The sequence below is a fragment of the Acinetobacter schindleri genome (genome assembly GCF_010918895.1).
In the GTDB taxonomy this organism is placed as follows: Bacteria; Pseudomonadota; Gammaproteobacteria; order Pseudomonadales; family Moraxellaceae; genus Acinetobacter; species Acinetobacter schindleri.
In genome coordinates, this window is sequence record NZ_CP044483.1 from 2,669,097 (window position 1) to 2,683,115 (window position 14,019).

General features: G+C 44.0%; 11 protein-coding genes. 3 read left to right on the top strand and 8 right to left on the bottom strand.

The window, feature by feature from the left end; translation table 11 throughout:
- Positions 1-221 precede the first annotated feature (221 nt).
- The 7 genes from FSC11_RS12780 to FSC11_RS12810 all read right to left on the bottom strand — a co-directional run bounded on the left by FSC11_RS12780 (position 222) and on the right by FSC11_RS12810 (position 7,761).
- Entirely contained in the window at positions 222-1,364 is a 1,143-nt protein-coding gene (locus FSC11_RS12780; protein ID WP_163167287.1) for a glycerate kinase family protein, read from the bottom strand.
- A gap of 121 nt (positions 1,365-1,485) precedes the next feature.
- The gene (locus FSC11_RS12785) at positions 1,486-2,244 is read right to left on the bottom strand and encodes a hypothetical protein (RefSeq protein WP_163167289.1); all 759 of its coding nucleotides are present in this window, start codon (positions 2,242-2,244) and stop codon (positions 1,486-1,488) included.
- Between the two features lie 3 nt (positions 2,245-2,247).
- On the bottom strand, positions 2,248-3,051 hold the full coding sequence (locus FSC11_RS12790; protein WP_004813289.1) for an NYN domain-containing protein: 804 nt from the start codon (positions 3,049-3,051) through the stop codon (positions 2,248-2,250).
- Positions 3,052-3,143: 92 nt separating this feature from the next.
- A complete protein-coding gene (gene topA, locus FSC11_RS12795) occupies positions 3,144-5,786 on the bottom strand; it encodes a type I DNA topoisomerase (RefSeq protein WP_008303258.1) in 2,643 nt (880 codons plus the stop codon).
- 32 nt (positions 5,787-5,818) lie between these two features.
- Positions 5,819-6,268 carry an ammonium transporter gene (locus FSC11_RS12800; protein WP_004813293.1) on the bottom strand — a complete coding sequence of 150 codons (450 nt, stop codon included), beginning with the start codon at positions 6,266-6,268 and terminating at the stop codon, positions 5,819-5,821.
- Between the two features lie 70 nt (positions 6,269-6,338).
- Positions 6,339-7,337 (bottom strand): hypothetical protein, encoded by a 999-nt coding sequence (locus FSC11_RS12805; protein ID WP_163167291.1) that lies wholly within the window; start codon positions 7,335-7,337, stop codon positions 6,339-6,341.
- A gap of 178 nt (positions 7,338-7,515) precedes the next feature.
- Complete coding sequence (locus FSC11_RS12810; protein WP_004813295.1) at positions 7,516-7,761, bottom strand: SlyX family protein; 246 nt, start codon at positions 7,759-7,761, stop codon at positions 7,516-7,518.
- A gap of 35 nt (positions 7,762-7,796) precedes the next feature.
- Between FSC11_RS12810 and FSC11_RS12815 the strand changes: the two genes are divergently transcribed.
- Positions 7,797-9,707 carry an ATP-binding cassette domain-containing protein gene (locus tag FSC11_RS12815; protein ID WP_005220838.1) on the top strand — a complete coding sequence of 637 codons (1,911 nt, stop codon included), beginning with the start codon at positions 7,797-7,799 and terminating at the stop codon, positions 9,705-9,707.
- Positions 9,708-9,829: 122 nt separating this feature from the next.
- Positions 9,830-10,765 (top strand): LpxL/LpxP family acyltransferase, encoded by a 936-nt coding sequence (locus tag FSC11_RS12820; protein ID WP_004813297.1) that lies wholly within the window; start codon positions 9,830-9,832, stop codon positions 10,763-10,765.
- A gap of 767 nt (positions 10,766-11,532) precedes the next feature.
- Here the strand turns inward: FSC11_RS12820 and FSC11_RS12830 are convergent.
- Positions 11,533-12,660 carry an endonuclease/exonuclease/phosphatase family protein gene (locus tag FSC11_RS12830; RefSeq protein WP_163167293.1) on the bottom strand — a complete coding sequence of 376 codons (1,128 nt, stop codon included), beginning with the start codon at positions 12,658-12,660 and terminating at the stop codon, positions 11,533-11,535.
- 188 nt (positions 12,661-12,848) lie between these two features.
- Here FSC11_RS12830 and asd point away from each other — a divergent pair, with 188 nt between their 5' ends.
- Positions 12,849-13,967: an aspartate-semialdehyde dehydrogenase gene (gene asd, locus FSC11_RS12835; RefSeq protein WP_048882548.1), complete on the top strand. Its 1,119-nt coding sequence runs from the start codon at positions 12,849-12,851 to the stop codon at positions 13,965-13,967.
- Positions 13,968-14,019 lie beyond the last annotated feature (52 nt).

Below are 14,019 nucleotides of genomic sequence, written 5' to 3' on the forward strand. Positions count from 1 at the left end.
CGCGCTAAAACAGCACCCAATTTTATCTCTAGATTTGCTATAGGGTCGACGGCATGGATGCCGTCTGGATTGGGGTATAGGGATATACCCTCAATCCAGCAAAGGATTTTTGTTACCTTGCAAAGCAGTGCCTCTCATCCAGGAAAAGTAAGATCTGCTTACGCATTATTATCTACCATTATGTAAAGCTTTTGCAGCAATGACTATCTTGCAAGAGAAAACTAAGTCCTCGGTTCCCAAATATTTTTAATAGTTTTAGACACTGCTTTTTCCAGATTCACTTCCGCATTTTTTAATGCTTCTTCCAAGCTACAATCTGGTGGATTAATTCCCACAATCTGACTAAAGCCGGCATCAAATAAAGACTCAATTCCTTCACCCACCAGACCAGCAAAAGCTAACACCGGTTTATTGAACTGCTGTGCGACCTGAGCAACGCCAAACGGTGTTTTGCCTAAGGCCGTCTGGCTGTCAATCTTGCCTTCACCAGTCAGCACATAATCCGCTTGAGCAATTTTTTCGGCTAATCGGCTTTGCTCAATAATCAATTCCACACCGGATTGCAACTTGGCACCCGCAAATGCCATAAGGCCAAAACCCAAACCACCCGCTGCACCCGAGCCTGCTACATTCTTTATAGAAATACCTAAACTTGCTTCGACCAGATCAGCAAAATGGCTGAGATTACGATCCAGTTGCTGCACCATTTCCGGAGTTGCTCCCTTCTGCGGCCCAAAGATTGCCGAAGCGCCATTCGGTCCACACAGTGGATTATTGACATCAGAAGCGATTAGAATTTGGGTGTTTTTCAAACGAGCATCTAACTGGGAAATATCTATTTGATTAATCTGATCTAGATTACCGCCGCAGACCTGAATCGCTTCACCTGTACTATTGAAAAACTGGACACCCAATGCCTGTGCCATCCCGGCACCGCCGTCATTGGTGACACTACCACCAAGTCCAATAATGATTTTTTCAATACCGCGATCTAATGCCTGTTTGATCATCTCTCCTGTGCCATAGGTTGAGGTCAGCATGGGGTTACGTTGTTCTGCTGCGAGCAAATGTATGCCATTGGCTTTGGCCATTTCAAGGACGGCAGTTCGACCATAATCGACTATGGCAAAATAAGTTGAAACTTGCTGAGTCACTAAAGGCCCAGTCACCGTACAAGTAATACATTGACCATCCAAGGAGCGCAGCAAGGCATCTACTGTTCCCTCACCACCATCTGCCATAGGCACAGCGATACAGCATGCATCAGGAAAGACCTGCAAAACACCGCGTTGCATAGCTTGGCACGCTTGCTCGGCTGACATACTTTCCTTAAAGGAATCGGGAGCCAGGACAAAAGTATGCATATTCTTCTCAATTATTAATATTTTATGGTTAGAAGTTTCAGTCTATCTATAAGCTCATAAGCCAGTATCAAATTTATTTACAAGCACGACTAAAGTTCTGGGTAAATTCAGCATTATCCAATCAGTGTTTCCAACCCAATTCAATCGCAGTGATCTCATTAATTAGAGTCTGACTTAAAGATTCTGGCATTTTGCTAGTTGTTTGAGAAATGGGAATATGACCTGCCATTAGCTCTGCTTTGGCTTGTGGAAACAAAGGTTGCTGATTAGGAAATGCATATCCCACAGGATACATCGGCTGACCGGTCGCCAGATCATATTTATCGTTGGCTCCAAAAGCATGTAATAGCTCATGTACAAGGACAATCTTGTTTTGTTCAGTCTGTTTCCTGGAAGCAAACAGATTTACTGAACCAATCCGGCCTTTTTGTAAAGCCGTTGAATGCTTTAACACTTTATGCTGTGCCGGATCATAGTAGTTTAAATATAAGATCACATTGGCCGAAGGATCTGAGCTTTGCTGCTGTTGCCAGGCATAGAAACGGAATTTCAGGCTCCAGAAAATGGTATCTATAACTGAGGCCTGCTCAGGAACTTTAGGTGGTAATTCTTTCAGTTCACGTCCAAGATTAAAATAGAAATATGTTGGTTGACCACGATACTGCTGCGCAGCCTTTTCCAGATATTCTTGTGCTCCATTTAAATCCTGAGCCGAGAGTTGCTGAATATATTGTTGGGTAGCTGCTGAACCATCCGCATTAATTGGATGCAACAAGACAAAAATAGGCTTGGACCAGTCCTGGTTTTGGTCACGATAGGCATTGACTGCGACCATAAATAAAATCAGTAGCAGAATCAGGATTCGGATTTTTTTCCACATGCTTTAAGCACTCTGTTTTTTTATTTTTCTAAGAAACATCTGGCTCATTTCAATTTTAGTTTCAAAAAGATTTAAAGTCTTGATTAACCCAGAAAGTTTGGCACGACCATAATTACGAGAGTCAAAATCAGGTTTTACCGCACTTATGTATTGCCCAACCATACTTAAATTGGCCCAACCATTTTCATCTGCATTATCTTTTACAGCTTTATAAATTAAATTAAGTGTGGCTCGGTCCATCCCTTCAGGTAACTGAATTTCCTTTTGGGCAGATATGGTTTTTTGTCCACTTGTCTTGCTAATATCCGAAACTTTTTTATCGGTTAAGTCTGTTTCTTCACTATCCTCATTATTTTTAATTTCACTATCTACAAGTAAGTTTTCAATATAAATAAACTTGTCACAAGCTTTTTTGAATGCTTCAGGAGTAGCTTTTTTGCCAAAACCATAGACGGTGAGACCATTTTCACGAATACGTGAAGCTAAGGGCGTGAAATCGCTATCACTGGATACGATACAGAACCCATCTAATGCACCTGCATAAAGTAAATCCATAACATCAATAATCAGAATCATGTCTGTTGCGTCTTTACCTTTGGTATAGGCAAATTGCTGTACAGGTGTAATTGCATGTGGAAGCAAAACATCGCGCCAATTTTTTAAGGTTTCACTACTCCAATCTCCATAAACACGTTTAACACTGGCAATACCGTATTTAGCAACTTCTTCTAATACTGATGCGATTGCATTAATCGATGAATTATCCGCATCAATGAGCACTGCGAATTTTTTTGTTTGAATATCCACACCTTCCCCAAATTTTATTATTAATCAAATTTCTAAAATTTATTCTGCCATAAAAAATGCCGACTGATGTCGGCATTTTTTACTTTTAGCTTTTAGGCTTCAACCCATTTTCCATCCTGGTAGACCAGCGACCATTTGGTTTGCTTACCTTCAGGTGTTTCTGAACCAATATATTGCGACTGGTTCTTACGGCTGAACTTCACCAAGGTTGGATTCCCTTCAGGATCTACATCTGGCGCCTGCAAGATAAACTGATACTTCGGATCCAGCTGCTCTGCAACGGTACGTAGTTCCGCCACCTTCGGTGCACGGGTTTCACGTACTTTAGGGAATTTGCTCGCTGCCAGGAACAGACCTGCGGCACCATCACGCAGGACAAAGAAGTCATCATGCTTGGTTGAGCGTAAGTGTTCCATCTTGATTGGATCAACACGCGGTGGCGCAGGCTGACCATTTTTCAAAACCTTACGGGTATTTTCACAGCTGGTGCAGGCAAAATAAGGACCAAAACGGCCAGTCTTCAGCTGCATTTCGCCATCACATTTGTCACATGGAATGGTTGGGCCATCATAGCCCTTGATCTTGAACTCACCTTCTTCCAGTTCAAAACCGGCACAGTCCGGGTTGTTACCGCAGATATGCAGTTTACGACCGCCATCAATGACGTAGCTGTCCATCGCAGTTGAGCAGATCGGACAACGTTTTTTCGACATCAGATCAGCAGTTTCAGCGGCATCATCGTCAGACAGTGCAGCCAAAGACTCAACCGGGGTCAGGTTCAGTGTGCCTTTACAACGCTCTTTAGGCGGCAGGTTATAACCTGAACACCCCAAGAATACACCTGTCGTTCCGGTACGGATCTGCATTGGACGTTCACATTCTTTACAGTGTACGGCATTGACTTCTACCGGCTGGTTACGGCGCATACCGCTCTCACCCTGTGCATTGGTCAAACGCTTCTTAAAGTCACCGTAGAAGCTGTCTAAAAGATCTTTCCAGTTCCGTTCACCATCTGCCACCTTATCCAGCTGACCTTCAAGATCTGCTGTAAAAGCATAGTTCATCAGGTTGTTGAAACTTTCATCCAGACGATCAGTAACGATCTCACCCATTTTTTCAGCAAACAGGCGACGGTTATCCAGTTTCACATAACCACGGTCTTGAATGGTCGAGATAATCGCGGCATAGGTCGAAGGACGACCGATACCACGTTTTTCAAGCTCTTTTACCAAGGATGCTTCAGTGAAGCGTGCAGGTGGTTTAGTGAAATGTTGAGAAGGATCAAGTTTCTCTAGCTTCAGGACTTCACCCACTTTGACAGCTGGCAATAAAATATCGTCATCTGCCTTGTTGGCACCACGAACTTTAGTGAAACCATCAAATACCAGCGTACGGCCTTTGGCTTTTAGCTCCACACCATTGGCATCGACTAAAATCGTAGAAGATAAATATTCAGCAGGTGTCATCTGGCAGGCAACAAACTGACGCCAGATCAGGTCATACAAACGTTGTGCATCTCGTTCCACACCGACCAAGCTATCACCTTTTAAGCCAACAGTTGAAGGACGAATTGCTTCATGAGCTTCCTGCGCACCGGCTTTATTGCCATAACGGTTTGGCTTGGCTGGTAAGTATTTTTCACCAAATTCAGATTCGATGTGACCACGTACCATATTGACTGCATCATCGCTCAAGAACGTGGAGTCAGTACGCATATAGGTAATAAAGCCAGCTTCATACAGACGCTGGGCCAGCATCATGGTTTTCTTCACCGAGAAGCCTAAACGTGTGCTGGCTGCCTGCTGTAGCGTTGAAGTGATATACGGCGCGCTTGGATTGACCTTGGTTGGTTTATCCTCACGGCTCATCACCTTGTATTCAGCATCTTTGATCAGGCTCAACAAAGCATCAGTTTCAGCTTTATTGTGCAGCTTTAAGGTCTTACCATTTTGCTTCACTGCTTCCAGGCGAATGTCATCTTTTTTCGCTTTGGTATCAGCAAATACTTGCCAGTATTCTTCAGGAATAAAGGCACGGATTTCACGTTCACGCTCAACCACCAGTTTTACTGCAACGGATTGCACACGACCTGCCGATAAACCACGGGCAATTTTTTCCCACAGCAATGGCGAGATCATAAAGCCTACAACACGGTCCAAGAAACGGCGTGCCTGTTGAGCATTGACTTTGTTGGTATCCAGACGGGTTGGATGCTTGAATGCTTCCTGAATGGCATTTTTGGTAATTTCGTTGAAGACCACACGCTGGTAACGTGAATCATCACCGCCGATCACTTCTTTTAAATGCCAGGCAATCGCTTCCCCTTCACGGTCCAAATCCGTTGCCAGATAGACTTCATCGACTTGCGAGGCCAGTTTTTTCAGTTCAGCAACCACATGTTCTTTGCCAGGCAGGACTTCGTATTTGGCTTTCCAATCGTGTTCCGGGTCTACGCCCATACGGTTAATCAACGCCTGCTGTGATTTTTCCGCTTTTTCTGCTTCAGTCAGCTTGGTTCGCGTTGCTGGCTTTTTCTCTGTACTTTTGGCAGAGCCGCCTGTCGGCAAATCACGCACGTGACCGACAGATGATTTCACAATGTAGTTCGAACCGAGGTATTTGTTGATTGTTTTCGCTTTTGCAGGCGACTCCACAATCACTAAGGCACGCTTATTTCCAGCGTCGGAAGACTTCGCTGTGCTGCTTTTTGATGTGGACCGAGGAGCGTTCGCCATAATTAACCGTTAATCCTGTATATTCTAAAAAATTAAAGTTCAGCCAAGGAATGTAATAGTGCCTTGATGTCATCGAGCTGGGCCGCTTTTAGATCAGCTTCTTCATCCCAATACAGTCCAACACAGTTTGCCTGCATATCAATAGCATAAATGCCTTTTAATGCAATGGGAAAATCTTTAAATTTGTCATCGCCTTGTACCAGCTCAAGCTTTTGATCGACCACACGGGCACGCATCAGTGGCAAACGTGCGTCTGGTATCAGCACACTATAATAAGCCACCATACTGGCACGCTTTTCAGTGGCCATCGGCACTTTGGTCCAGTCAGGAGCCACAACCAGACGTGGGTGTAATCCCATCTTGCGGGCTTTCTCACGCATCATGCCCAAAGCTCTTTCTCGTGGGCTGACACGCAGACCAAAAATAGATCCCAGTACAAATACAATGATGACGACAGCAACCCAGATTCCTGTATTTTCCATAGCTCAACCTTTATGTTCTATTATTAGAGTTGCATAAGCTCAATATAAAACGCAAGTTTGCGCGACAAAATTAATTCAGGAACATCTCATGGCTATAGAGAACTTCATGACCATTCCAGTAAATATAGCCTTTCTCCAGCAGTTCCTTCAGCAATAAACGCACATCGGATTTTGGAAATAACTGTTCCAGTAAATCTCGCAATTCATAAATATCTTTAGGCTTGTCACCTTGTAGTTCACGCAGCTTGCGTGCCACTTCCATTTGTACCGGATCAATGCGGTCAAAGTTTTTGAACAATCCCTGTTGTACAGACTGAATGGCAGATTGTTCTTCAATGACTTTTTCTGGCTCTTCCGGGGTCAATTCAGCAATGGCCTGACTCAGATCAAGCGATGTAGTTGGTGCAGCAGACAGATCCAGTTGAGACCATTGCTTTAATACCTTTTTACGGAAGGCAATCTGATCCTCATAGCGTTTTACAATCTTAAGGTTAATCAGCATTCCGACGACATGCTGTGCTTTGCCTGGCAGTACTTGCAAAATATTTGCCACAGAATTTTTCAGGCTTTCCAGTGTGCTTGGCTTGCCTGGCATTTTTGCCAGTGCATCACAATATTTTTTCACCAGTTGTAGAGCGGGTTTCTGCTGAATGGTGTCGAGACTTGGGATCTTAAATTTAGGATTGGCTTTTTTATCCTGTTCCGGTTCTGCCTGTACCTGAATCAGGCTACAACTAATGTCAGATGCAATCAGCATTTGCATCAGCATTTCACTGCTGGCTATGGCTGAAATCAGTTCTACATGGGTATCCGGTTCCAGCAGTGCCATCAGCTGTCCGACAATGACCGCATATTCATATTCACGGTGTTCAGCTTCAGGAATGTCCAGAATGACCACTTGCCCACTGGCGATCCAGCCTGCCAGTTCGGTCAGGTCTTCCAGTTCAAATTCAAACTTACCGGCACAGCTAAACAGGTACAAGATTGGATAATGCTTGGTGATTTCACGTAATAGAGTGGCGGTCGGGAAATTATTTTCAAGATCGAGTAAAACAACTTTCTGTGACATGGAACACCAATCTGAACAAAACCTGGAAGCGCTATTAGAGGGGCAAGCGTGAAAAAGGTCAAATTATTTTCAGCATGGCTAGTTTTACTGACTAGGATTACCCTGCTGAAACAAAGCATAAACCCATTAAAGCGAAAACCCTCACAATCGAGGGTTTTCTACATGACCAATTACATAATTAATAATGCGGTGGTCGATCAATAATGGGGTCGAATTCTGCAATGCCTTCGGACAAATCTGCCGACTCAACACGTTGATATAACAGCGTCATTTGCTTCTGAAGATTGATGATTTCCAGATTCTGCCTGGTCACCTGCTGATTCAACTGTTCAACTAAATCGTCCAAAAATGCAATTCGGACTTGCAAATCTTCAATGGGTGCGGAAAATGACGCCTGTTCATTTAGATTTTGTTGTTTAGTCATTTTAAGTCCTCATCATAGGATTTCAGGAAACCATTATGGCATATATTACCCTAAGGGACGTCCAACTCGCGTTTGGCGGACCTGCACTGCTCGACGGCGCTAACTTTAATTTAGAACGCGGTGAACGAGTGTGTTTGATTGGCCGTAATGGTGAAGGTAAGTCTACCTTACTTAAACTGATTGAAGGAAGCCTGTTACCTGACAGTGGTGAAGTTTCCTTACAAAATGGCATCACAATTTCCATGTTGGCCCAAGACGTGCCGATGGATTCAGGCAAAGTCGCCGATATCGTGGCGGATGGCGCAGGTGAAGCATCAGAAGTTCTACGTGCTTATCATGAAGCCAGCGAAGCCTGCGTACTGGGTGATATGGAAGCTTGTGACCGCATGGGTTCATTGCAGCACAAGATGGATCAGCTGGATGGCTGGGCTTTAGAAACCAAGGTGAACTCTATCCTGAGTAAAATGGGCCTAGATCCGGATGCAGACCTTGCCGATTTATCCGGTGGTCGTAAGCGTCGTGTACTGCTGGCTCGTGCCCTGCTCACTCAACCAGACGTTCTGTTACTTGATGAACCGACCAACCATCTGGACGTGGAAAGTATTGAATGGTTAGAGAAATTCCTGCTCGATCAAAATAATTTAACGCTTCTGTTTATTTCGCATGACCGTTCATTTGTAGACAGCATTGCAACCCGTATTGTTGAACTGGATCGTGGTACATTGCGTAGCTACGAAGGTAACTATTCACGTTATCTCGAGCTTAAAGCACAGCAGATGGAAGCCGAAGAAAAGCAGAATGCGCTGTTTGACAAGCGTCTTGCTGAAGAGGAAGTATGGATTCGCCAGGGAATTAAAGCGCGTCGTACCCGTAACGAAGGTCGTGTCCGTGCGCTTAAAGCATTACGCGAAGAATCAAAAGCACGCCGCTCACAACAAGGTAAAGTGAGCATGGCAACTCAGGATGCGAGCCGTTCTGGTAAAGTCGTATTTGAGATTGAACACCTCAGCGTGAAATTTGGTGACAATGCACCAATCATTAATGACTTCTCGGCACTGGTAATGCGTGGCGACCGTATTGGTTTAGTCGGTGATAACGGTGTTGGTAAAACCACACTGATTAAAGCGATTTTAGGCCAGCTTGAGCATGGCGGCACGGTGAAAACTGGTACACAGCTTGAAGTGGCTTATTTTGACCAGTTACGTAACGTACTGGATCTGGAAAAATCGGTAAAAGATAATGTCGCTGAAGGTTCTGACCATGTCGACATCAATGGCAGCCGTCGTCATATCTATAGCTATTTACAAGATTTCCTGTTCTCGCCTGAACGTGCCCGTACACCGGTAAAAGCGCTGTCTGGTGGTGAACGTAACCGTATTTTGCTGGCAAAGCTTTTGCTTAAACCATCAAACCTGATTGTGATGGACGAACCAACCAATGATCTGGATATGGTGACCCTTGAACTATTAGAAGAAATGTTAAGTGGCTATAAAGGCACATTACTGCTGATCTCGCATGACCGTGCCTTTATGGACAATGTCGTGACCTCAACCTGGGTATTTGATGGTAAAGGCAATATTGATGAATACATCGGTGGTTATCAGGATTATTTAGAACAGCGACCAAACCAGACAGCGGTTGATCAAAAATCTGCCGTTAAAAAAGCCGCAGCCAAAGCTGAAGCCGCAGCGGCTGCCGCTGCTCCTGCACCGAAAAAGGTGAAACTCAGCTACAAAGATCAACGTGAACTTGAACAATTGCCTGCAGAAATCGAAGCACTGGAAAGTGAACAGGCTGAACTTTCTGACAAACTGGCAGATGGCTCATGGTTTGTGAAAGATGCAGCAGCAGCGACCAAGGCATCTGAACGTCTAGGTGAAATTGACGAGATTTTGCTGGAAAAAATGGAACGCTGGGATGAACTGGAAAATATGACCAAAGGTTAAGTTTTCTATTTCTCCAATGCCAAGCATCTGTATTCGTACAGATGCTTTTTTTATTTTCACTTTTTTGTTTCAAAAAGCTCTTCTGCTACACTGCAGATATCTTGAGGTTTAAATAGCAGATTATGAGTAAAAAGCCAGATTACCAACCCGGTGAATTTCAGTGGGCCTTCCTGTCTCCCCAGTATTGGGGCATATGGATTGGCATTGTATTCCTGATGATTCTGGCGATTTTACCTTGGGCGATTCAGTACCGTCTGGCTTCTTTACTGGGTAGCTTAAGTTTTAAATATCTCAAATCTCGCCGTGAAACTACAGTGCGCAATCTGGAAGTGTGTTTTCCAGAATGGTCTGCGCAAGAAGTGCAGGAAAATTCCCGTCAGGTCTTTATTGACCAGATGCTCGGTGTGTTTGAAACCTTAAATGCCTGGTACACGCCAAAATGGTTTAAAGGCCGTGTAACTATTGAAGGTCTGGAATATATCCAGCAAGCACAAGCTGAAGGAAAAGGTGCATTATTACTGGGTACACACTCTACCCTGCTGGATGCTGGCGGCTACCTGTGTGCCCAATATTTTGAACCGGATGTCGTCTATCGTCCGCAGAATAACCCCTTGCTGGATATGCTGATTTATCGCTGCCGCGCCACAATTTATGCCAACCAGATTGACCATGATGATATGCGTGGTCTGGTGCGTAATCTGAAAAATGGACATGCGATCTGGTACAGCCCGGATCAGGATTTCGGTTTAAAACAAGGCGTAATGGCACCATTTTTTGGTGTTCCTGCTGCAACCGTGACCGCACACCGTCGTTTATTAAAAATGACCAAAGCCGCTGCGATCCCACTGTATTTCTACCGTCACGGCGATATCAAAAATCCAAAATATCATGTCCTGATTGAGCCACCCGTTGAAAACCTGCCAAGCGCAGATGAACTGGATGATGCCACTCGCGTGAACCAGATTATTGAACGCCAGTTACGGATCGCCCCAACACAATATATGTGGTTCCATCGCCGTTTTAAGACCCGTCCACAGGGTTATGATTCGATTTATTGAGTTCTCGAACTCTTTAATCATGGATTAATGATTTGTTCCCTGACAAATCCACATGGCTTCAGTATGACCAGCATAGCTAAAGCCTGATAAAAGCCGGTGGCATGCTGGTCAGCAACTAAAATTTTTTGATGAAATCCTGAATAATGCTGCTAGCATGGCCAGCATAACTCGGCGGTCAATGCCTGCCCTTATAATTCCAGATAAACCAGTAAATGAGAAAAATACATCACTAGTTAGCCATCAGAAATAGCATTATCGACTCCAACCAGTCAACCATTCATACCGGCAGTCACAAGACTATGAGAATGGTTCAAGGCTTCTAAAAGCAGTTGCGGTTTTTTTAGCTGCTGACCATCAATTGGTATGATAGAGTTCAAATATTTCAAATTCCTGGACTAAATCACTGTCAGAAGTAATAAACTGCATACACATTTTCCAGAAATTATTTAAAATCGAAAAATTGTTTTAATAATCAATTAAATAAAAAATAAAACTAAAGCTCTAAAATAGTTTAACCCGGGCTCTACATCCTGTAAAAACCCGGGTTAATGAGGTTGTGCTTTCAACATTTTAATTCTTGGTTTTTTGTGATTTCCATTTCATCATCATATCCATGATGTCTTCATTCAGCTTCGTCTTCCTTATGAGAAATTCCCTTCTCGACTCCCTGTGCTGATATAAGCAGAATATTGGAATCATCGAGGAATAAATATCGTTTAAGACCCCAATCTGTGTAAGCTATTTCGTACACTTTTCCGGTAAATCCATCACACTTTTGAGCCATTTTTGTAGGTTTGAGCAATTTCATCTGTGACTATTTTTTCTTCTTTCTCAGCTTTTTCAATACCTTCTTGTATAGCTTCCTGAGCCTGTTGCTCATCTTCTTCAGTCTGTTCCAGTTCTTCTTGTACATGATCAAAGACTCGCCCGGTTTGTAGTACCACAAACACCGGAAAATGATCCGAGCCCACATGTGGCAAACGCTCCATATGGACTAAAGCAAAGTCGGTACTGTGGAAGACATGGTCAAGTGACCAGCGGAACATCGGATAATCGGCATGAAAGGTATTCACATAACGGCGCCCGACACGCGGGTCGAGCAAGCCACTAATACGCTGAAACAAACGTGTAGTACGTGACCAGGCGACATCATTCAGATCGCCCATCACAATACAGCTTTCATCGAGATCCTTGATTTGATCTCCAACAATCAGCAATTCAGCATCACGCAGTTTCGAGTCCTTGGCTTCAGTCGGACTTGGCGGTTTCGGATGCAGGCAATATAACTGAACCGGATGGCCAGAACGTAAAGTAACTGTGGTATGAATTGAAGGAATTTCATTACTCAAAATAAATTTCACTTCGGTGTCACTGAGTTTTAATTTACTGTAGAGATGCATCCCATACAGGTTATCTAAGGGCACAGGTACACGGTAGGGATAGTCCGCTTCAATCACTGAGAGTTGTTTCTGCCATTCGGAATTGGTTTCCAGCGTCAGTACCAGATCTGGAGTTAAACGTTGAATCTGTTCGAGTAATAGATGATATTTTTCATTGGTCATTAACACGTTAGAAACCAGTAAAGAAATTTGTTTGCTTGGATCCAGTTGCTGCCGTTTGACCTTCTTCACCTGTTTCTTCCAGATAAAGGTATAAGGCAAGACCATCTTCAACTGGTAGGCTTGTGCCGCGACTAGTCCTACAAAAATACTTTGGTCTATCAAGGTCCAGGAATGCTCCCAGAATATATAAAGCCCTAGTGCAATGAAGCCAATGATCAGAATTTGTAGTCGCGGGAAATCGGCGCCACGGATCCACCATTCATCACGAGGAATCAGGGACCAGAAACTGAGCCAGATGACCAGCACTGACAATATCTGAATAAACAAAATCATAAAGTGACTCTTTTACTATGTTGTTATTTTTTCTAGAAGAAAATCTGCGTTATCAATTTTGTATGTAACATAAACAAGATATTTCGCTCAATATTATTGATGTTTCTATTGTGTAGCTATTGCAGTTGAGTCCCTTTTTGGTACACTCGAACCCCCTTTAATTTTTTAACGCACCGAGGCAAAGTGACATGAAAGTAGGTCTGGTCGGTTGGCGCGGGATGGTTGGTTCCGTCCTAATGCAACGTATGGTTGAAGAGAATGATTTTGCTCATTTTGAGCCATTCTATTTCTCTACCAGTAATGCAGGTGGTGAAGCACCGGCATTTGGTGGTAAAACTGCCCCAGCACTTATGGATGCGACAGACATTGATCGTCTGAAGCAAATGGATGTCATTATTACCTGCCAAGGTGGCGATTATACCACTGCGGTTTTCCCTAAGCTGAAAGCTGCAGGCTGGAATGGTTACTGGATTGACGCTGCGTCTACCCTGCGTATGGATGATGAAGCAATCATTGTACTTGACCCGGTTAATCTGAACGTGATCAAAGATGGCCTAGTGAAAGGTACTAAAACTTTCGTTGGCGGTAACTGTACGGTTTCCCTGATGCTGATGGGCCTAGGTTCTCTCTTCCAGAACAACCTAGTGGAATGGGCAACTTCGATGACCTATCAGGCGGCATCTGGTGCAGGTGCACAAAACATGCGTGAGCTGATCACAGGCATGGGTTACCTGTATAACAATACTAAAGACCTACTCGATGATCCACGTTCTCCAATTTTGGACATTGATTCTAAAATTGCTGAATTACAACGTGGTGAAGGCTTCCCGTCTGCAAACTTTGGTGTACCGCTAGCTGGTTCTCTGATTCCATATATCGACAAGCAGCTGGAAAGCGGCCAGTCGAAAGAAGAATGGAAAGGTCAGGTTGAAACCAACAAGATCCTCGGCAACCAGCAGATCGTTCCAATCGATGGTCACTGTGTACGTATCGGTGCAATGCGCTGTCACTCTCAGGCAATTACCTTGAAGCTAAAACGTGACGTACCTTTGAATGAAATCGAAGATATGATTCGTCAGTCTAGCCAATGGGCCAAAGTGGTACCAAATACACGTGAAGCATCAATGACTGATCTGACGCCTGTCGCAGTAACCGGTACATTGACTGTTCCAGTCGGCCGTCTGCGTAAAATGAACATGGGTAAAGAATACCTGGGTGCATTCACTGTAGGTGACCAGTTACTTTGGGGTGCTGCTGAGCCTTTACGCCGTATGCTACGCATTCTGATCGATTATAAAAATGCTTAATTAAGCACGTTATAATCAATCTAAAAGCCGATCTTTATTGATCGGCTTTTTT